Raw genomic sequence first — 20,679 nt, 5'->3', positions numbered from 1 at the left:
AGGTCAACGTTTCAGCTTGGGGTCGAGCGCGTCGCGGAGACCGTCGCCCAACAGGTTGAAGGCGAGCACGGTCACCAGGATGGCGATGCCGGGCCAGGTCACGACCCAGGGCGCGCGCTGGAGGAACTGGAGCGAGGAGGCCAGCATGGTGCCCCATTCCGGCGTCGGCGGCTGCGCGCCGAGGCCGAGGAAGCCCAGGGCCGCCGCGTCCAGGATGGCGGTGGAGAAGCCCAACGTCGCCTGCACGATCAGCGGCGCCACGCAGTTCGGCAGCACGACGATCAGCATCAGGCGCAGCGGTCCGGCCCCGGCGACGCGCGAGGCGACGACGTAATCCTTGTTCACCTCCGCCAGCACGGCGGCGCGGGTCAGGCGGGCATAGTGCGGGATCACCACCACCGACACCGCCAGCATGGCGTTCACCAGCCCCGGCCCGAGGATGGCGGCCACCACCACCGCCAGCAGCAGCGAGGGCAGCGCCAGCAGGATGTCCATGGCGCGCATGATCAGGACGTCGGCCATGCCGCCGAAGAATCCGGCGACCAGCCCCAGACCCAGCCCGACGGCCAGCGACAGGGTGACGACGATCAGGCCGATCATCATCGACAGCCGCGCGCCATACATCAGGCGGGACAGCATGTCGCGGCCGATGTCGTCGGTGCCCAGGATGAAGCTCCAGCTTCCGCCCGCCTGCCAGACCGGCGGCGCCAGGATCGCCTCGCGATATTGGATGTCGGGATCATGGGGGGCGATGACGCCGGCGAAGAGGGCGACCAGCGCGATCAGCAGGATCACCACCAGACCGGCCAGCGCGCCCTTGTTCTGCTTGAAGTGATACCAGAACTCGGTCAGCGGGTGCGGCGGACGCGACACCGTGACGGCCGGCTCTGCGTTGGTCGAGAGTTCAGTGGACATGGATTGGCCTCACCGCGCGTGACGGATGCGGGGGTTGAGGACGCCGTAGAGCACGTCCACCAGCAGATTGACCAGGATCACCGAGGTGGCGATCAGCAGGACACCGCCCTGCAGGGCCGGATAGTCGCGGCGGTTGATCGATTCGATCAGCCATTTGCCGACACCCGGCCAGGAGAAGATGGTTTCGGTCAGGATGGCGCCGCCCAGCAGCGTGCCGACCTGGAGGCCGATGACGGTGACCACAGGGATCAGCGCGTTGCGCAGCGCATGCATGCCGATGACCCGGCCGCTGTCCAGCCCCTTGGCGCGGGCGGTGCGGATGTAATCCTCGCCCAGCACCTCCAGCATGGCCGACCGCGTCATGCGCGCCACCACGGCCAACGGCACGGTGCCGAGCACGATGGTCGGCAGCACGAGATGGCCGAGCGCCGAGCGGAAGGCGTCGTAATCGCCGGCCATCAGCGTGTCGATCAGCATGAAGCCGGTCACCGGCTCCACGTAATAGACCAGATCCAGGCGGCCCGACACCGGGGTCCAGCCCAGCGCGACCGAGAAGAACAGGATCAGCAGCAGGCCCCACCAGAAGATCGGCATCGAATAGCCGGTCAGGCTGACCCCCATCACGCCATGGTCGAACAGCGACCCGCGCTTCACCGCCGCCAGGATGCCGGCCGGCAGCCCGATCAGCGTCGCGAACAGCATGGCGCAGAGCGCCAGTTCCAGCGTCGCCGGGAACAGGGTGAGGAATTCGCTCAGCACCGGATTGTGGGTGATCAGCGACAGGCCGAAATCACCATGGATCACGTTGCCGACATAGTCGAGGAACTGCTTCCACAGCGGTTGATCGAGACCGAGTTCGTGGCGGAACGCGGCCAGCCGTTCGGGCGCGATGCCCCGTTCACCGACGCGCACCTCGATGGGGTCGCCGGGAACCAGCCGGATCAGGATGAAGGTCAGAAAGGTGATGCCGAGAAAGGTCGGAATCACCAAGCTCACCCGCGTCAGGATGAAGCGAAGCATCGACGGGCACTCATTTTTTAAAACTGCTGCGAAAACCGGAACGGAGCGCTGGGCCGGCAGCAACACCGGCTTGGCAACGCCCCGTTCAGTCAGGGGCACCCGCCCCCACCAATCCCCCCTCCCCGCTCGCGCGGGAAAGGGGGTGTCATTCTTAATCGGCCGGCTTCATCGGCCGGTTGCGGGATTGTTCGCCAATCCCGCAACCGGCGGCACTGTTCCGCGCTCCCCCGCCCACGCGGAGGGGAGCGTCTCGTCACTTCAGATCGACGCCGTCGAAACGATGGAGACCGAACGGGTCCATCTTGTAGCCGGTCACATTCTTGGCGAGGCCCATGTAGACCACCGAATGGGCGATGGTGTACCAGGGCGCCTCTTCCTTGAAGATGACCTGCGCCTGCTCGTACAGCTTGGTCCGCGCGGCGATGTCGGTGGTGCGCTTGGCCTGGACGACGAGATCGTCGAACTCCTTGTTGCACCATTTGGACAGGTTGTTGCCGCCCGGACGCGCCGCCTCGCAACCCAGCAGGGTGTAGAGGAAGTTGTCAGGATCGCCATTGTCGCCGGTCCAGCCGAGCATGCCCATCTGGTGCTCGCCCTGCTGCATCCGCTTGCGGTATTCACCCCATTCGAACTGAACGATCTTCGCCTTGATCCCGACCTTCGCCAGATCGGCCTGCATCATCTCGGCGATGCGCTTGGCGTTGGGGTTGTAGGGACGCTGCACCGGCATCGCCCACAGATCGGTCTCGAAGCCGTTGGGATATCCGGCATCGGCGAGCAGCTTCTTCGCCCGCTCGCCGTCATACGGATAATCCTCGATCGCGTCGTTGTACGACCACATGGTCGGCGGGATCGGGTTCTTGGCCGGGACGCCGGCGGCCTGATAGACCGCGGAGACGATGGCCTTCTTGTCGATCGCCATGCTGACGGCGCGGCGGACGCGCACGTCGTCGAACGGCTTCTTGGTGACGTTGAAGGAGACATAGCCGACGTTCAGGCCTTCCTGCTCCTGGACGGCGATGCCGGCATCCTTCTTCATCGCGTCGACGTCGGCCGGATTCGGGAACGGCATGACCTGGCATTCGCCGGCCTTCAGCTTGGCCAGACGGACCGCCGCGTCGGGCGTGATCGCGAAGACGAGATTGTCGAGCGGCTGCTTGCCGCCCCAATATTGCTCGAACGCCTTGTAACGGACGACGGCGTCCTTCTGGTAGGCGACGAACTGGAACGGGCCGGTGCCGACCGGAACCTGGTCGAACTTCTCCGGCGTGCCCTTCTTCAGCAGCGCCTGGGCGTATTCGGCGGACATCACCGACATGAAGGGCATGCCAAGGTTGGCCAGGAACGGCGCCTCGACGGCGTTCAGCGTGATCTTGACCGTCAGATCGTCGATCTTCTCGACCGACTTCAACAGCTTGGGCATCGCCATGTCGGCGAAATAGTCATAAGCCCCGCCGGAAACCTTGTGATACGGGTTCTCGGCCTTCCACTGGCGCTCGAACGTGAAGATCACGTCGTCGGCGGTCAGGTCACGCGTCGGCTTGAAGTCATTGCTGGAATGCCACTTGACGCCGGGACGCAGCTTGAAGGTGTAAACCAGCCCGTCGTCGGAAATCGTCCAGGATTCGGCGAGGCCGGGAACCACCTTGGTGCCGCCGCGCTCGAACTCCACGAGGTTGTTGTAGACGGGCATCGCCACGTCCCAGCTGGTGCTGGTGGTGTTCAGCATCGGGCTGAAGTTCTCAGGGCTGCCCTCGGAGCAAAAAACAAGGGTCTTCGCGGCCTGGGCCGGCGCCGACAGCGCCAGCGCCGCGGCCATACCGAGCCCGGCACCCAGCAGGATGCGCTTCATTCGTCTTGCCTCCCGATTCCGGTTGGAGCGTAAGGGAAATTTGCCAGAACGCCTTTGAAAATAGCGCCGACATTTGGCGCGTGCGTAAGCCGCCTGTCAACGCCAACATGCATACGTGGCTATACCGTAGCGCAGAGCACAATTCGAGGCGCCGACATGTCCATATGGATACAATTTCCGCCCCGAAAATGAAACAGTTGCAAAGCCAACCATCCGGTTGACCGAACCGGCAGCTTCCTTCCCCTCGCGACTCAGGTTATCCGGTTGGACAGCATCGTCAGCCTGGCGCGGGCGTCGGGCGTCGGGCGGCTGCCATGCGCACCGGCCGTGAAGCGCGGCGACGGCCCCATGCTAGGCTCGGTTGCAGCCGTCATGGAACCCTTATTTTGGGGACCCTTACTTTGGATACCGCTCCGGCGATGCCCCGTCCGCTCCTGCCCTCGGTCCTGCGAAGCGGTCCACTGGCCGCCTATGGCCTCTATATCGCCGGTTCCGCCCTGCTGGCCTCCAACCCGGTGGTCGGGCGGGCGGTGGCCCATGTGGTTCCGCCGATCGGTCTGGCCTTCTGGCGGTGGCTGATCGCCTTCCTGATCGTGCTGCCCTTCGCCCTGCCGGGCCTGCTGGCCCACCGCCACCGGCTGAGGGCGCAATGGCGCCGCTACCTGCTGCTCGGCGTGCTGGGCCAGGGGATTTCCGGCGCCATCGTCTATTACGGGCTGGAACGGACCAGCGCCACCAACGCCAGCCTGATCTATGCCACCAGTCCGGCGATGATCCTGGCGCTGGCCGCCGTCTGGCTGGGCGACGCGATCCGGCCGAGGCAGATTCTCGGCATCCTGCTGGCGATGGCCGGCGTGGTGGTGATCCTGACCCGCGGCGACCTGGAGGCTTTGCGTCACCTCTCCTTCAATGCCGGCGACCTGCTGGTGCTGACCGGGGCGGTGTCCTGGTCGGTCTACACCATCCTGCTGCGGCAATCGGGCACACCCCTGCCGGTGGTCACCGCCTTCGCCGCGAACGCCTTCGCCGGGGTGCTGGTGCTGGCGCCCTTCTACCTCTGGGAGACGGCGGCGGTGCGGCCGGTCCCCTTCTCGGTCCCCACCATCCTGTCCATCGTCGCGGTGGCGCTGTTCGCCTCGGTGCTGGCCCTGCTGGCGTACCAGAAGACCATCGCGATGATGGGGGCCGCCCGCGCCTCCACCGCGCTGTATGTCTCGCCGCTGTGGGCGGCGCTCGCCTCCTGGTTCCTGTTGGCCGAACCGCTGCAAGGCTTCCATCTGATGGGCGTCCTGCTGGTGTTGCCCGGCGTGATGCTGGCCACCCTGCCCGCCCGCAAGCCGGCGGTGGCCCCGGCGGCCGAAGCCGCTTGATCGGCCGGGTCCGCCCCCCCATCTTGGCCGGACCCCCGTTCCCGCTTGCCGCCGGCCATGTCCAACACAGCCTCCGTCACCGCCCCTGCCCCTGCCCCGCTCCTGCTCTGTGCCGACGATTACGGTCTGGCGCCCGGCGTCAACAGCGCCATCCGCGACCTGATCGTCCAAGGGCGGCTGACCGCGACCTCGGTGATGAGCCTTTGCCCGCATTGGCGCAGTGGGGCCGGTCCCTTGCGCGAATTGAAGGACAAGGCCGATGTCGGGCTGCATTTCACCCTGACCGACCAGCCGCCGCTGGGCGCCATGCCGACGCTGGCGCCCGACGGGCGCCTGCCGCCGTTGGGGCGGCTGATGGGCTGGGCCTATCGCGGGAAGCTGGCGGCCCCCGCGGCGCGAGCGGAGATCCGGGACGAGCTGTCGCGCCAGCTCGCCGCCTTCACCGAAGCCTGGGGGGCGCCGCCCGACTATATCGACGGCCACCAGCACATCCACCAGCTGCCCGGCATCCGCGATGCGGTGACGGAGGCGTTGTCCGGGCTGCCCGGCGCCTATGTCCGCCTGTGCCGGGAGCCGGTCGGCATGGTGTTGCGCCGCGGGGTCGCGGTGCCGAAAACCCTGCTGATCGGCGGGCTGGGCGGCGGGTTGGCCCGCATGGCGCGGGCGCGCGGCATTCCCGCCAACGACCGCTTCGCCGGTGTCTATGATTTCGCCGGCCGCCGCCCCTTCGCCGAGCTGATGCCGCACTTCCTCGACGGGATCGGCGGCCGGACCCTGGTGATGGTCCATCCCGGCCTGCCCGACGAGGAACTGCGCCGCGTCGACACGCTGGTCGAACCACGGCGCGCCGAATATGACTATCTGCGCGGACCGGATTTCGCCGACCTGCTGGAGTCGCGCGACATCCGCCTGACCCGTTTCGCCGGCTTTCCCCGGTAGCGCCGGCCTCCCGGCGCGGCTCCGCCCTACCCGGTCCCTACTCGGTCTCGTCCGGCTGCCAGGCGCGGCGGCGCAGCTTGAAGCGCTGGACCTTGCCGGTCTCCGTCCGCGGCAACGCGTCGAGGAACTCCACCGCGCGCGGGTATTTATAAGGCGCGATGTGGTCCTTGACGAAGCCTTGCAGCTCCTCCGCCAGACGCTCGTCGGGGCGGACGCCGTCGCGCAGCACGATGAAGGCCTTGGGGATGGTGCCGCGCACCGGGTCCGGGGCGGCGATCACCGCGCATTCCTGCACCGCCTCGTGGCTCAGCAGGATGTTCTCGACCTCCAGGCCGGAGATCTTGTAGCCGGCCGAGACGATCAGGTCGTCGGTGCGGGCGTGGTACCAGAAGAAGCCGTCCTCATCGATATGGAAGGCGTCGCCGGTCAGGTTCCAGCCCTGCTGGACATAGCTCTCCTGGCGCGGGTCGTCGAGATAGAGGCAGCCGGTCGCCCCGCGCACGGCCAGCCGGCCGACCTGGCCGGGAGGAAGCGGGCGGAACTGCTCGTCGACCACCATCGCCTCATAGCCCGGCACAGGCTTGCCGGTGGAGCCCGGCCGGACATCGCCGGGCGCGGCATGCAGCACGGCATTCAGAAGCTCGGTGGTGCCCAGGCTGTCGAGGATCTCCAGCCCGGTGGCGTCGCGCCAGCCCTCGAAGGTCTGCCGCGGCAGCGGCTCCCCGGCCGAGACGCAGAGCCGCAGCGACGACACCCCCTTCGCCAGCGTCGGATCGGCGGCCATGCGGCCGATCATGCCGCGATAGACGGTCGGCACGGTGAACATCACCGTCGCCCGGTGGCGGGTGGCGGCCTCCAGCAGCCGGTCGGCGGTTCCGCGCTCCAGCAGGATGACCGAGGCGCCGATGCGCAGCGGGAACAGCAGCAGCCCGCCCAGCCCGTAGGCGAAGGCCAGCGTCGGCGAGCCGCAGAACACGTCGTCGGCCGTGGTCCCCAGCACCGAGCGCGGCGACAGGTCGGCGATCGCCAGCAGATGGCGATGGAGATGGGCCGCGGCCTTCGGCGTCCCGGTGGTGCCGGAGGTGAAGGCGATCAGGGCGACGTCGTCCTGCGCCGTGTCGGCCGCCTCGAAACCGGCCGGCTTGGTGGCGATGCGGTGTTCCAGCTCGCCGTCACGGAAGCCGACGATGCGCAGCGACGGCAGCGCCGCCTCTTCCAGATCGTCGAGGAAATGGGTGTCGCACAGCGCCATGTCGATGGCGGCACGCTTCAGCACATCCGCCAGTTCGGGCGCGCGCAGCAGCGGCATGGTCGGCACCAGCACACCGCCGGCCTTGATCACCGCCAGCCAGCAGGCGGCCAGCATCGGCGTGTTGGGGCCGCGCAGCAGAACGCGGTTTCCGGTGACCAGACCGTAATCCTCGGTCAGGACACGGGCGATGCGGTCGACGGTGTCGCGCATCCGCCCATAGCTCCACACCTCGCCGTCGCCGCCGATCAAGCAGGGGTGTCCATCCCAACCACGCTCGCGCCATCCGTCGATCAGGGCGGAAACGGCGTTGAGGCGCTCGGGATAGCGCAGTTCGGGACGGTCGAGAATCAGATCGGGGCGCTGGGCCGGGGCCGGCAACCGATCGCGGGTGAAGCTGTCCAAATGCCCGGATGGCGACATGTGCCGCGCTGTTCCCTCCCTTGGGACGATGGGAGGACCGGGGTCGGCGTGATCGGTGGGCGGGCCGTTCCGCCGCACACGCGGTTCAGACACGGCCATGCCGTCGGCCGGCGCGAATGCGCAACCCTTCATGGGCAATGCTCCATCTCCCCCCGCAGAGGACGCATGAACACGCCTCCATCTTATCTTTTATGACCAGACTATAGTGCCGGGGGAGGCAACTGAGCCATGCAACGAACGAATGGTGGGAGCACCATCAATCCACATTCGCGCCGGGGCAAATGACTGAAAACAGCGATTTTTGGTTGGTAAGACGCATGATTTGGAACGAAAGTACGGGTTGGCGTATCACCCGTCAGCCATTCCGCCCGTCAGCCATTTTGCAGATATAGGTCGATCTCGCCCTGCTCCATCACATGGGCGGTACCGTGGATGATGCCGTTGGCGACCTGGATGATGCGGTGGATCATCGCCACGGAGGTCTGGCAATCGAGCCGCAGCTTGTCGGGGTCGCCGCTGTCGATGTCGGTGCCGATCCGCTCCAGCGTGTGGGCGATCACCTGATGGGCCTGGGCGATGGTGTCCTCGAAGGGGCGGCGGAATTTCGACGGCACATGGCCGTAGGCCTCGATCGCCAGTTCCTTGTCCGAGAAGCCGCTGTCGCGGAAATGCTCGGCATAGCTCTTGGGCTGCCAGATCCGGCATTCCTCCAGCATGTCCGGCATGTCCGGGATCATCTCGATCAGCATCACGATTTCGTTGAAGTGATTGAGATAGTCCGTCGCCAGCAACGTCTTCTCGGAAATATTCGTGCCGCGCACGCGGTCCCGCCACTGGCTGAAGTCAGCCAGTTCATCCGGCGGAATGCCGTCCATCAGGGACCGATCCAACTCTTGGTCTTCCATGCACAAACCCGGACCCGATACGGCAGCCCACACGATCACCCGGCCGACTGAGTTCGGCCGGACCGCGCCACGGTCGCTGCGGCTCCAGGCGCCCAACTTCAACCGTGTGCCGATGTCCTTAACGTCGGATTAAGCGCAGCGCAAGCACCGGCTTGTGAATGCTCCCAATTGACAGAAAACCGGCGGCGGCGGTCCATTATCCTGAAAGATAAGCATCTGCCGCCAACACCCATCCGGATATGCCACGACCGCGTCCGGCCACCGATGTTTGACAGTCGATATTTGGCAGCCGGCGGGTTCGCAGGCATCGCGCCGGCCTCTTCGATCCGCCCGATCCTGGGGGACCAAAGCCGAAATGCAGGCCCAAGGCGAAGCGAAGAAAAACGCGCCGGCCTGGGGGATGGCCGGCGCGCTCGAGGATCGGGAACACTCGCCTCGCCCTCACGCGGCAAGTGCCGGAGGGCAATGTCAGAGTATGGTTGCAAGTCTTTCCGAACGGTTAAGCCTCCCCCCTCCGCAACCCCCTATGCGTCCACAGTCATACGCTTGTGGAAGGCGTCTTTGAACTGCGCCCGACCGCAACTCATATTACTCACGTTGGGTAATCCTTTTCGGGTATCTCGAATAAATCTTTCGGGTTCACTCCCGTTGGGCCGTGGACCGCGCCATATGAATTCGACAGTCGCGGGCCGTGATGCGGCAGTCTGCCTCTCAAGGCAGCGTCGATGGCACCGCGCTCCGTGACGGGAGGGTACGGCCGGACCGGGGCTCTGGAAACGGCCCGCCGGTTGGACAAACCCATCGGTCGGATAGCAGGAACACGCGCCGCAGAAAGGCACGGGGAGAGAGATGGAGCAGCACACCGGTCACTTCATGCAGCATTTGCCATACCTGCGCCGCTATGCCCGCGCGCTGACCGGGACGAACGGGCGGGGAGACGCCTTGGTGACCCGCACCCTGGAATGGTATCTGGAGGCGGACGAAACCGAAACCGGCCGGGGCGGCGAGCTGTCGCGCGGCATATTCTACCGCCACCTGAACAGGCTGCAGGACGAGGATGGCTCAGCTCCCGCCGTGGCCCCCTACCATCCGGTCGAATCGGCGCTGATGACGCTGGAGGAGACCGACCGCCGGCTCTACCTGCTGGTCAATCTGGAGGACCTGCCGGTCGGCGACGCTGCCGCCGTCCTCGGGCTCGCTCCGGAAAACGCGCTGGAACGCCTGACCCATGCCCGCGAGCGGGTTCGCGCCCGGCTCACCGCCACCATCCTGATCGTCGAGGATGACGCCATCATCGCCTATGATCTGGCGGAGACGGTGCGCGGCATGGGACACATCGTCTGCGGCAATGCCGCGACGATGGACGAGGCGCTGGCGCTGGCCGCCGAACACCGGCCGACGCTGGCCCTGATGGACATCCGGCTGGCCGACGGCGACAACGGGCTGGAGGTGGCGCGCGCGTTGCGGGCCCGCCGCTTCCTGCCGGTGATCTTCGTCACCGCCTTCCCTGACGATCTGGCCAAGCATGGGCTGGAGCATCTGGGGCCGGTGATCCCGAAGCCCTTCACCCGCGACCAGATCGAACAGGCGATCACCCGCGCGGTGTTCATGCCGCAACCCGAAGACGCCCGCGAGACGGCGCAGCCCCATTGACCGGTGGGCCGCGCCGACTGAGGAGCGGTAGGGGCTTAGCGGAAGACCACGGTCTTGTTGCCGTTCAGCAGCACGCGATGCTCCACATGGTAGCGGACGGCGCGGGCCAGAACGATGTTCTCGATGTCACGCCCGATGGCCACCAGGTCGTCGGGCGTCATCGTATGATCGACGCGCTCGGCCTCCTGCTCGATGATCGGTCCTTCATCGAGGTTGGAGGTGACATAATGCGCGGTGGCGCCGATCAGCTTCACACCGCGGGCATGGGCCTGATGATAGGGCTTGGCGCCCTTGAAGCTGGGCAGGAAGCTGTGATGGATGTTGATCACCCGGCCGGCCATCCGCTCGCAGAGCGCCCCCGACAGCACCTGCATGTAACGGGCGAGAACCACGAGATCGACCTTTTCCTCCTCCACGATCTCCAGCAGGCGGGCTTCCTGATGGGCCTTGTTGTCGGAACCGACCGGCAGATGATGGAACGGAATGTTGTGCCAGGCCGCAAGCTGGTAGAAATCCCGGTGGTTGGAAACGATCGCCGGAATTTCGATCGGCAGATAGCCGGTGCGGTAGCGGTACAGCAGGTCGTTCAGGCAATGGCCGAACTTCGACACCATGATCAGCACGCGCGGACGGCGACGGGCGTCATGGATTTTCCAGGTCATCGCGAAACGTTCCGCCACTTGGGCGGCGAATTCCGCCTCCAGCTGCTGCCTCGTCGCCCCGCCGGGATCGCCGTTGAAGCTGACGCGCATGAAGAACAGGCCCGAGATGCGGTCGCCGAACTGCGCGCTGTCGATGATGTTGCAGCTCCGCTCCGCCAGGAAGCCTGACACGGCGAAGACGATGCCGACAGTGTCGGGACAGGAAACGGTGAGGATATAGTCGGAACCGGTCTCGGACATCGCGCGTCACCCATGACGTACAGCCAGAAAAGAGGGAAGCTTCCCTAGCACGAACGCCGTGGCGTTGCACCCGCTTCATGAGTGTTCGCGCACATGGCTGACCGGAGGAGGGCTGAATCCCGGACCGGCGCCGGATCCCGCCCCCCAGGCGGCGCCGTCAAGCGGGATCCTCCCCGACGGCACGGCTATCGCATTTGACACCCTCTCCCGCCCCGGGAGAGGGCACGTAACCGACGGCCAAAGGCCGGACGACCGCAACGCGGTCGTAGGTGAAGTGCGGTCGCGAGACTTGCGAGCGACCTCGGGGCCCAAGCGCAGCTTGGGAAGGGTGAGGGGTGATCCAAGGAACCATGCGGTTCGGGCCTCTTGGTCTACCCCTCACCCTCCCCGCCTTTGGCGGGTCCCCTCCCTCTCCCGGGACGGGAGAGGGCAATTCTTGTCAAATGCGATAACCCTGTCCCCGACGGCCCCCGCTTGACGCCGGTCTGGCGTCCGCAGCCCGGCAATGCAACAATCAGTACGGCAATCGGCCGCAGCCAGGCTGGCCGACGAAGAGAAAGCGGGGTTCCCCATGGCATCCGGCGGCAAGATCATCGGTGAATACACCAAGGGCAAGGTCGACAAGCTGATGACGGCCGACGCCGCCGACAGCAGCCGCAGCCAGCGCATCCGCCACTTCCTCGAAAACATGGACGCCGCGATCCTGGAGGCCAACTGCGAGGTCATCGGGCGCGAATTGCCGAGCCTGAACCGCGACAGCTTCCTGCGCATGGCGGTGCGGGTGGCCGAACTGCGCGCCGATTATATCCGCGCCGGCCTGAAGATGGCGGACAGCCGTCACCCGAGCCCGTCCGCCGTCGGCGAACTGGCCCAACTGCGCGCAGCCTACGAGCAGATGCTGGCCGTCTATGAGGCGGCCGAACGGGTGATCGAACGGGGATACGCCAAGCTGGGATGAGATCGCCACTGCGCAGCGGTTGAAAGCGAAGGCTCCCCTATCAAACAAAAAACCCCTTCCCCGCGCTGTCACGGGGAGAGGGGCGCGACCCAGCGGTCACATCGAATTCAGTGGCGGTCGCATACCTGCGACCGGGTTGCGGAGGCTCACACGTCGTGAAAATGTTCCAGCTCACGACGCAGGCTTGTCGCCTCCTGCCGAAGACCGACGATCCGGCGGACGTCGGGACTCGGCTGCTGTTCCTCGCGTTCGAGCTTGTCCTCGATATCGCGCTGCTCTTGCCGGATGATGTTGAACAAGGCTTTCCTCAACATCGACACCTCCCGAGCTGATCGCTAAAATTTTAGCGCTTTCCCAGCCTTCCATCAAGCAACCAATCACATTTGTCGAATCCTCGGCACGTCAAGTCTGCCCCGGCGACCAGCGGTCCACAAATATTCAGGAATGGTAATCTGCCCGGCCTTGACAATACTTTTGCGCCGCCGCATTGGTTAATGAAACAGGCTAAATCAACGGGCGGAGCCGCCGGACACCGCGGCCCTCCCACCTTGGCGGCACGGTAATTGTGACGATGGATCGACGCGAGCTGCTTGGTCTCGGGCTGAGCAAACTTTGGTTAACGGCATTCGGCGCGGCCGGGATGGCCGTGGCCCAGCCGCTGGGATCGGCGACGGCCCTGGCGGCCGACCGGCGACCGGACCGCAAGCCAGCCAGCGGCATAGCGTCGCAGTCCAGGCTGGTTATGCTCGATCCCGGCCATGGCGGCATCGACCCCGGCGCCATCGGCACCCGCGGCACCTTCGAGAAGGAGGTGACGCTGGACATCGCCCGCGATGTCGCCCGCATCCTGACCGAACGCCACGGCATGGCCGTGAAGCTGACGCGCCGCGACGACCGCTATCTGGCGCTGGACGAGCGGGTCGCCCTGACCCGCAAGGCCGGAGCCGATCTGTTCGTGTCGATCCATGCCGACAGCGCGCCCAACGCCGATGCCCGCGGCCTGTCCGCCTACATCCTGTCGGAAAAGGCGTCCGACTCCTTCGCCTCCCGCCTCGCCCAGCAGGAGAACCAGGCGGACCGCTTCGACCAGCGGGGACCGGCCGGCGGCAGCCGGGTCGTCAAGGACATCCTGATGGACCTGACGGCGCGGCACACCCGGAACGCCTCGCTGGCCGCCCGCCATCTGCTGGTGGAGGGGGCGGGCAAGGAGCTGCGCCTGCTCGAGAACCCGATGCGCGCCGCCAATTTCGCGGTGCTGAAGGCGCCGGACGTCCCGTCGGTGCTGGTGGAAACCGGTTTCCTGTCCAACCCCAAGGACGAGGAAATCCTGCGCGACGCCAGCGCCCGGCGGGTGGTGTCCCGCGTCCTGGCCCGCGAGATCGCCGGGGTCCTCTCCAGCCCAGCTTTCGCCTGATTTTGCCCCGAGACTGCCGGACGCACCGCGGCCAAACTTCCTTCGCAGCCGCAGCGACTGCAACATCCGTGCATCACCTCGGGACAAAGTGACGATGACTGGTGAACGCTCCGAATTTCCCCATTGCAAAGACCGTTCCGCCGTGACTTTTTCCGGCCGCGCGCCGCATCCGCAGGCCGCGCGTCCGGAAGGCGAAGGGAGGCAAGCTGTGACGGGTTTGAGCCGCCTTTGGACACTGACCGCGCTTGCCTGCACCGCCGGCGTTTCGCTGGCCGGCTGCGCGCCTCTCGTGCTGGGCGGTGCCGGCGGTGCCGCCGTGGTCGCGACGCAGGAACGCGGTTTCAGCGGCTTCGTCAGCGACACCGAAATCCGCGCCCGCATCAATTCCTTGTGGCTGCAACAGTCAGTCGACATGACCAACCGCCTCAGCCTGACCGTCGACCAGGGCCGCGTGCTGCTGACCGGCCGCGCCGCCGATTCCCAGATGCGCCTCGACGCGGTCCGCCTCGTCTGGCAGGTGCAGGGTGTCAAGGAGGTCATCAACGAAATCCAGATCGACAACGGGTCCAGCATCATGGACACCGCGCGCGATACCTGGATTTCGACCCAGATCCGCAGCCGGATCACCTTCGATGCGGATATCCATAGCCAGAATTACAGCATCGATACCGTCGATGGCGTTGTCTATCTGATGGGTGTCGCCAGTTCACAGGAGGAGCTGGACCGCGTGCTCCAGCAAGCCCGATCCGTCCCCAACGTCCAGCGCGTCGTCAGCTACGTCCGCCTGCTCTCAAACCTCCAGGGTTGAACCCCGATCGCCATGGCCTCCGCCCTATCCCGCGTCCTCGCCGCTCTCCGCACCGTCACCATTGCCGCCGCCCTGCTTGTCACGGCGGCGCTGGCGGCCGGGCCCGTTCTGGCACAGGACGCGGTGGCGGGAGCCGTGATGGAGGACGGCGGCGGGGCGGACAATCCGGCCGCCGGCACGCCGGGCCCGGCCAACCGCCTGTTCGTGCAGGCCTTGCAGTTGATCCGGCAGGCCGACAACACCTATGACGTCGCGGAGGAGGGCCGCCTGCTGAAGGAGGCGGACAAGCTGTTCAACGACATCGTGACCAAATATCCCGACAGCCCGCTGGCGGTGCAACTCGTCACCAATCAGTTCGTCGGCGACTTCGACTTTTACGAGTTCCGCTCGCGCATTCGCGCGCTGGTCTGCAACGACGCCCTCAGCAGCCTGTGCTTCCTCCACCGCGTCGGCGAGATGCTTCCGCCGGTGGAAACGCCGATCACCGCGGCGCGCTGGGACTGGCTGTCGCTCGCCGTCGCCTACCAGCAGCTCGGCGACCCCGGCCGCGCCAAGGAGATCATGGCACCCTTCGTCAGCGCGGTGCGCCGCGGCGGCGTCGCCGACAGCTCCGGCCAGGATCTGTTCGTCGCCCGCGCCCTGTCGCTGATGGGGCAGACGCCGCTGGCGCTCGACATCACCCGGCAGATCAACGACTGCTCGACCCGCATCTACAACCTCGCCGACATCGCCAAGGCGGCGGCGTGGCGTGGCGACGGCGCCCTGACCAATGCCCTGGCCGACGAGGCCAAGAGCTATGCCGCCAGCCACAATTGCGCCTGGGAGCTGGGGCTGGTCGCCCAGACCCTGCTGCGCGCCGGCAAGGAGGCCCAGGCCCGCACCCTGTTCCTGAACACGGTGGAGACCCAATTCTCCAAGTTCAAGGAAACCCGCGGCGACTGCTGCCCGCCGGAATTGGCGGTGGCGGCCGCCGACATCGGCGAGCCGAAGCTGGCGCTGGGCCTGCTCAGCACGGTGCAGGACGAGAATCCCTGGACGATCCCGGCGGTGCTGGGACGGCTGGCCAAGCGCGGCGAGTCGGGGATGGCCATCGTCTATGCCGAGCAGGTGACCGACATCGACACCCGCGGCGAGGCCTATGCCGACCTGATCGAGGCGACGATGAAGCGTGGCGAGCCGGCGGTGGCGCACGACCTGATGAACCGCCTGAACAAGCTGGTGGATGATGCCGCCGGCCGCCGGCCCGGCCTGCTGGCGCAGCGGGCCAAGGCGGAGAAGGTCTTCTACAATGACGACCGCTGGCGCCGCAGCTTCCAACTGGCGATCAACGCGGCGGAGAAGGCCAGCAACTTCGTCCGCCGCGACATCGGCGCCCCGCTGCTGGCCGCCCTGGTCCGCATCGAGACCGGCCTGCCGATGCTGGACTGAGGAGGCTTACCCCACCGCCAGCACCAGCTTGCCGACATGCTGGTTGCTCTCCATCAGCCGGTGGGCGTCGGCGGCGTTGGCGAGCGGGAACACCTCATGGACGACGGGCCGGACCTTGCCCTCGGCGATCAGCGGCCAGACGCGGGCCTTCAGCTGGTCGGCCACCGCCCGCTTGTAGGCGATGGGACGCGCCCGCAGGGTTGAGCCGGTCAGCACCAGACGCTTGGTCATGACGGGGAAGAAATTCACATTGGCCGTGGCGCCGCGCACGAAGCCGATGCAGACATAGCGGCCCTCGACCGCCAGCGCGTCGATGCTGCGGGCGACGTAATCGCCGCCGACGATGTCCAGCACCACATTGACGCCGGCACCGCCGGTCGCCTCCTTGACCACGGCGACGAAATCATCCTCGGCGTAATCGATGGCGCGCTCGGCGCCGAGCCGAAGGCAGGCGGCGCATTTCTCCGCCCCCCGCGCCGTGGCGAACACCCGCGCCCCGAAGGCGGCGCCCAGTTGGATCGCCGTGGTGCCGATGCCGGACGTGCCGCCATGGACCAGAAGCGCCTCGCCGGGCTGGAGCGCGCCGCGCTCGAACACGTTCGACCAGACGGTGAAGAAAGTTTCCGGCAGGGCCGCCGCCTCGGCCATCGACAGCCCGGCGGGGATCGGCAGGCATTGGGCCGCCGGCACCACGCAGAACTCGGCGTAGCCGCCGCCGGCCAGCAGGGCGCAGACCGCATCGCCGACGCTCCAGCCCTCCACCCCGTCGCCCAGCGCGTCGATCGTGCCGGCGACCTCAAGGCCCGGAATGTCGGTGATGCCCGGCGGCGGGTTGTATTTGCCGAGCCGCTGGAGCACGTCGGGACGGTTGACGCCGGCGGCCTCTACGGCGATGCGGATCTCGCCCGGCGCCGGATCGGGAACCGGGCGGCGCGCCGGGATCAGCACCTCCGGCTTGCCGGGCTGGCTCACCTCGATCGCCATCATGGTTCTGGTTTCGGCCATTCGGAACACTCCCCTGCCCTGGTCTGTCCATAGATTTTGGGCACTGTGTCGCCGGAGCGGGCCGACAGTCCACGCGACCTTGGATCCGATTTCGTCCTGCGGAAAAGGCAAAAAAATGGCCGTGCTGCACACAGCACGGCCAGTCTCCGAGAGAAGCGCGAACATGCAAAACAACACATCCGCCCGATGGAAAAGGAATGCCTTTCCCGAGACAGACAATCGCACGCCCCGCGCCCGATCGCGCGAGAAAAACTTCGCTTTTCCATTCCGTGGAAAGCCGATTTCCGCCAAGAAAAAGGGCCGCGTCCCATGAGGAACGCGGCCCCGAGTTGCGCCAGGGAGGAATGCCGACGTGCACCACCTGCCGTCAGCTCTTGGCGTCTGTTTGTCCGTAGGATGGACAGGTCAGTTGGGAACCGGCACGCGGCCGCCCAGTTCCTGCGTCACCGCGGCGGCGGCGCGCTTGACCATCTCGCCGAGCGCGCGCAACCGCGCGTCCTCGATGCGCCGGCTGGAGCCGGACAGCGACAGGGCGCCCATCACACGGGAATTCTCATCGAAGATCGGGGCGGCGACACAGCGCAGGCCGGACACCCGCTCCTCCTGGTCCAGGGCATAGCCGCGCGAACGGACCAGCGTCAGGTCGCGATAGAGCGCCGGCAGCGACGACAGGGTACTGCGGGTGAACTGGCGCATGCCGCGCTGGGTGACGATGGTCTGCACCTTGGTCTCCGGCATGCCGGCCAGCAGCGCCTTGCCGACGGCGGAGCAGTGCAGCAGCGTGCGGTCGGTCTGCGGCACCGCGACCTGGGCGGCGCGGGGGCCGCCGACGCGGGCCAGATAGATCGCCTCGCCATTCTCCTCGACCGCCAGATTGACGATCTCGCTGCTCTCCTCCATCAGGCGGCGCATGCGGGGACGGGCGACATCGACCAGATTACGGGTCTTCAGGAAATTGGCGCCGGTCATATAGGCCTGGACGCCGACCACCCAGCCGCGGGCGCTCTGGTCGAAGCGGACATAGCGCTCGTACTGCAAGGTCGTCAGCAGGCGGTGGGTGGTGGAGGGCGACAGGTTCGCCGCCTCCGACAGCTCGGTCAGGGTCATCGGCCCGTCGTTGGCGCCGAGGATCGTCAGGATGTTCAGCGCGCGGCACAGCGATTGGACGACTTGGCCGCGCTCGGCCTTGGCGTCCGCCTTGCCGTCGTCGTTCTTGATGCGCGGCGTCTCGATGATCGCGGTCTTGATGATGGCCGCGGCGCCCTCGCTGGGGTCGTCGTGGATGATGCGGCGGGCGAGGATGCTGCTCTGGGCTTGCGCTTTCATGTCCCATCTCCCTCGGAGGTCCGGCGCGTTGGCTGCGCCTGTCTGTTGCGGCTGATGGCGTGGGTGACAGAAGGCTTGGCTAAAACCGCGGGACCGTCGCGGAGGGCGGTCCCGCGGGGGAATGGTCAACCCTTGAAGATCGCCTGCATGGTGGAGCCCAGGCTGGCGGGGCTGTCGGCGACAGCGATGCCGACCGACTTCATGAAGTCGATCTTGAAGTCGGCGGTGTCGTTGCCGCCGGAGATGACGGCACCGGCATGGCCCATGCGGCGGCCCGGAGGCGCCGTGCGGCCGGCGATGAAGCCGACGACCGGCTTCCTCGTGCCCGACGCCTTGATGAACTCCGCGCCCTTGACCTCGGCGTCACCGCCGATCTCGCCGATCATGATGATGCCCTCGGTCTCCGGGTCCTTCACGAACAGCTCCAGGCTGTCGACGAAGTTGGTGCCGTTGACCGGGTCGCCGCCGATGCCGATGCAGGTGGTCTGGCCGAGACCGGCCGCCGTGGTCTGCGCGACGGCCTCATAGGTCAGCGTGCCGGAGCGCGAGACGATGCCGATCTTGCCACGCTTGTGGATGTGGCCCGGCATGATGCCGATCTTGCACTCGTCCGGCGTGATGACGCCGGGGCAGTTCGGGCCGATCAGGCGCGTGGCGGAGCCGTTGAGGGCGCGCTTGACGCGGACCATGTCGAGCACCGGGATGCCTTCGGTGATGCAGACCACCAGCGGGATCTCGGCGTCGATCGCCTCCAGGATCGCGTCGGCCGCGAAGGGCGGCGGCACATAGATCACCGAGGCGTTGGCCCCGGTCTTCTCGACCGCCTCGGCGACGGTGTCGAAGATCGGCAGGTCGAGATGCTTGGCGCCGCCCTTGCCGGGGGTCACGCCGCCGACCATCTTGGTGCCGTAGGCGATGGCCTGCTCGGAGTGGAAGGTGCCCTGGGCTCCGGTGAAGCCCTGGCAGATCACCTTCGTGTTCTTGTCGACGAGAACAGCCATTTCACGCGGCCTCCTTCTTCACGGCGGCGACGATCTTCTTGGCTGCGTCGTCCAGATTGTCGGCGGACAGGATCGGCAGGCCGGAGTCGGCCAGGATCCGCTTGCCGAGCGCCACGTTGGTACCCTCCAGCCGCACCACCAGCGGAACATGCAGCTTCACGTCGCGAGCCGCGGCGACCACGCCCTCGGCGATCACGTCGCAGCGCATGATGCCACCGAAGATGTTGACCAGGATGCCTTCGACCGCGCTGTCGGACAGGATCAGCTTGAAGGCCGCGGTGACGCGCTCCTTGGTGGCGCCGCCGCCGACGTCGAGGAAGTTGGCCGGCTCGGCACCATAGAGCTTGATGATGTCCATGGTCGCCATGGCGAGGCCAGCGCCGTTGACCATGCAGCCGATATTGCCGTCAAGCTTGACGTAATTCAGCTCATGCTTGGCCGCCTCGATCTCCGCCGGGTCCTCTTCGGCCTCGTCGCGCAGGGCCGCCACGTCCTTGTGACGGAACAGCGCGTTGTCGTCGAAGCTCATCTTGGCGTCGAGCGCCAGGATGTCGCCCGAACCGGTGACGATCAGCGGGTTGATCTCGACGATGGCGCAATCGAGCTCGGTGAAGGCCTTGTAGGCGGCCTGGATGAACTTGGCGGCGGATGCCACCTGCTTGCCTTCCAGGCCGAGCGCGAAGGCGACCTTGCGGGTGTGGTGGCCCTGGATGCCGGTGGCCGGGTCGATGGCGACCTTGACGATCTTCTCCGGCGTGTTGTGGGCGACCTCCTCGATCTCCATGCCGCCTTCGGTCGAGGCGATGATGGTGACGCGGCCGGTGGCGCGGTCGGTGAGCAGGCCGAGATAGAGCTCGCGCTTGATGTCGGCGCCTTCCTCGACATAGAGGCGCTTGACCTCTTTGCCGGCCGGGCCGGTCTGCTTGGTCACCAGCACGTGGTTCAGCATCTCGGCGGCGTTGGAGGAAACCTCTTCGACCGACTTGACGACACGGACGCCGCCCTTGCCGCCCGGATTGTCCTGGAAACGGCCGGCACCGCGGCCGCCGGCATGGATCTGCGATTTCACCACCCAGACCGGACCGCCCAGCTCGCGGGCGACCGATGCAGCCTCTTCCGGGGTGAAGGCCACGCCGCCACGCGGAACGGCGACGCCGTACCCCCGCAGCAGGTTCTTGGCCTGATATTCGTGAATGTTCATGGTTTTCGTCTCTGTCCCAGTCGGGAATGGTCTTTTGGATGCCGCGGGAAACCGGAAATTCTTCGGCTGACGGGCGGCGGATTTTTAAAAGTCCGGGCTTCGGCTCCCACTTCGGCTCTCTGGCGACCGGGAAGGGGACGGTCGGGGAGAGGGGAAGCTGGGTCGATTATTCTCTTGGGCATTATTGTGGCGGGGTTGGCCCCCACCTAACCTTCCCCGCTCCCGCGGGGGAGGGACTGCCGCCACTCTCCCACTTCAGTCCCTGCTCCCTCCCCCGCGAGAGCGGGGGAGGGTTGGGATGGGGACATCA

General features: G+C 66.6%; 18 protein-coding genes. 7 read left to right on the top strand and 11 right to left on the bottom strand.

Going from position 1 to position 20,679, the window contains the following annotated elements:
* Window positions 1-3 precede the first annotated feature (3 nt).
* The 3 genes from AZL_RS17340 to AZL_RS17330 form a co-directional block, all read right to left on the bottom strand.
* Window positions 4-915, bottom strand: coding sequence for an ABC transporter permease subunit (locus AZL_RS17340; protein ID WP_012975797.1), 912 nt, complete (start codon window positions 913-915; stop codon window positions 4-6).
* A gap of 9 nt (window positions 916-924) precedes the next feature.
* On the bottom strand, window positions 925-1,935 hold the full coding sequence (locus tag AZL_RS17335) for an ABC transporter permease subunit (RefSeq protein ID WP_012975796.1): 1,011 nt from the start codon (window positions 1,933-1,935) through the stop codon (window positions 925-927).
* Window positions 1,936-2,188: 253 nt separating this feature from the next.
* On the bottom strand, window positions 2,189-3,787 hold the full coding sequence (locus AZL_RS17330; protein ID WP_012975795.1) for an ABC transporter substrate-binding protein: 1,599 nt from the start codon (window positions 3,785-3,787) through the stop codon (window positions 2,189-2,191).
* Between the two features lie 419 nt (window positions 3,788-4,206).
* On the opposite strand from AZL_RS17330, the gene AZL_RS17325 reads away from it, so the two are divergent.
* Window positions 4,207-5,157 carry a DMT family transporter gene (locus AZL_RS17325; protein WP_247894398.1) on the top strand — a complete coding sequence of 317 codons (951 nt, stop codon included), beginning with the start codon at window positions 4,207-4,209 and terminating at the stop codon, window positions 5,155-5,157.
* A 57-nt stretch (window positions 5,158-5,214) separates the two neighbouring features.
* Window positions 5,215-6,096 (top strand): ChbG/HpnK family deacetylase, encoded by an 882-nt coding sequence (locus AZL_RS17320; RefSeq protein ID WP_012975793.1) that lies wholly within the window; start codon window positions 5,215-5,217, stop codon window positions 6,094-6,096.
* Between the two features lie 37 nt (window positions 6,097-6,133).
* On the opposite strand, the gene AZL_RS17315 is transcribed toward AZL_RS17320, so the two are convergent.
* Window positions 6,134-7,768: an AMP-binding protein gene (locus AZL_RS17315; protein WP_012975792.1), complete on the bottom strand. Its 1,635-nt coding sequence runs from the start codon at window positions 7,766-7,768 to the stop codon at window positions 6,134-6,136.
* Between the two features lie 371 nt (window positions 7,769-8,139).
* A complete protein-coding gene (locus AZL_RS17310; protein WP_012975791.1) occupies window positions 8,140-8,643 on the bottom strand; it encodes a hypothetical protein in 504 nt (167 codons plus the stop codon).
* A gap of 879 nt (window positions 8,644-9,522) precedes the next feature.
* Between AZL_RS17310 and AZL_RS17305 the strand changes: the two genes are divergently transcribed.
* Window positions 9,523-10,326 (top strand): response regulator, encoded by an 804-nt coding sequence (locus AZL_RS17305; RefSeq protein ID WP_012975790.1) that lies wholly within the window; start codon window positions 9,523-9,525, stop codon window positions 10,324-10,326.
* A gap of 35 nt (window positions 10,327-10,361) precedes the next feature.
* Here AZL_RS17305 and purU read toward each other — a convergent pair whose 3' ends face one another.
* A complete protein-coding gene (gene purU, locus AZL_RS17300) occupies window positions 10,362-11,228 on the bottom strand; it encodes a formyltetrahydrofolate deformylase (protein WP_012975789.1) in 867 nt (288 codons plus the stop codon).
* A 571-nt stretch (window positions 11,229-11,799) separates the two neighbouring features.
* Between purU and AZL_RS17295 the strand changes: the two genes are divergently transcribed.
* A complete protein-coding gene (locus AZL_RS17295) occupies window positions 11,800-12,186 on the top strand; it encodes a hypothetical protein (protein ID WP_052293702.1) in 387 nt (128 codons plus the stop codon).
* A gap of 146 nt (window positions 12,187-12,332) precedes the next feature.
* Here AZL_RS17295 and AZL_RS36520 read toward each other — a convergent pair whose 3' ends face one another.
* On the bottom strand, window positions 12,333-12,500 hold the full coding sequence (locus tag AZL_RS36520) for a hypothetical protein (protein WP_167393191.1): 168 nt from the start codon (window positions 12,498-12,500) through the stop codon (window positions 12,333-12,335).
* 326 nt (window positions 12,501-12,826) lie between these two features.
* On the opposite strand from AZL_RS36520, the gene AZL_RS17290 reads away from it, so the two are divergent.
* The 3 genes from AZL_RS17290 (at window position 12,827) to AZL_RS17280 (ending at window position 15,836) form a co-directional block, all read left to right on the top strand.
* Entirely contained in the window at window positions 12,827-13,600 is a 774-nt protein-coding gene (locus AZL_RS17290; protein WP_247894397.1) for an N-acetylmuramoyl-L-alanine amidase family protein, read from the top strand.
* A 208-nt stretch (window positions 13,601-13,808) separates the two neighbouring features.
* Entirely contained in the window at window positions 13,809-14,408 is a 600-nt protein-coding gene (locus AZL_RS17285; protein WP_042444140.1) for a BON domain-containing protein, read from the top strand.
* A gap of 12 nt (window positions 14,409-14,420) precedes the next feature.
* Window positions 14,421-15,836 (top strand): hypothetical protein, encoded by a 1,416-nt coding sequence (locus AZL_RS17280; protein WP_012975785.1) that lies wholly within the window; start codon window positions 14,421-14,423, stop codon window positions 15,834-15,836.
* A gap of 6 nt (window positions 15,837-15,842) precedes the next feature.
* Here AZL_RS17280 and AZL_RS17275 read toward each other — a convergent pair whose 3' ends face one another.
* From AZL_RS17275 to sucC, 4 genes are all read right to left on the bottom strand, one after another.
* Window positions 15,843-16,841 carry an NAD(P)H-quinone oxidoreductase gene (locus AZL_RS17275; RefSeq protein WP_012975784.1) on the bottom strand — a complete coding sequence of 333 codons (999 nt, stop codon included), beginning with the start codon at window positions 16,839-16,841 and terminating at the stop codon, window positions 15,843-15,845.
* Between the two features lie 405 nt (window positions 16,842-17,246).
* Window positions 17,247-18,167 (bottom strand): IclR family transcriptional regulator, encoded by a 921-nt coding sequence (locus tag AZL_RS17270; RefSeq protein ID WP_012975783.1) that lies wholly within the window; start codon window positions 18,165-18,167, stop codon window positions 17,247-17,249.
* Window positions 18,168-18,292: 125 nt separating this feature from the next.
* On the bottom strand, window positions 18,293-19,168 hold the full coding sequence (sucD, locus tag AZL_RS17265) for a succinate--CoA ligase subunit alpha (protein WP_012975782.1): 876 nt from the start codon (window positions 19,166-19,168) through the stop codon (window positions 18,293-18,295).
* A gap of 1 nt (window position 19,169) precedes the next feature.
* A complete protein-coding gene (gene sucC / locus AZL_RS17260; protein ID WP_012975781.1) occupies window positions 19,170-20,369 on the bottom strand; it encodes an ADP-forming succinate--CoA ligase subunit beta in 1,200 nt (399 codons plus the stop codon).
* Between the last annotated feature and the right edge of the window lie 310 nt (window positions 20,370-20,679).

It is taken from the genome of Azospirillum sp. B510 (assembly GCF_000010725.1).
Taxonomy (GTDB): Bacteria; Pseudomonadota; Alphaproteobacteria; order Azospirillales; family Azospirillaceae; genus Azospirillum; species Azospirillum lipoferum_B.
Note: the sequence above shows the minus strand (reverse complement) of the source record. Positions and strands in the feature narration are given on the sequence as shown.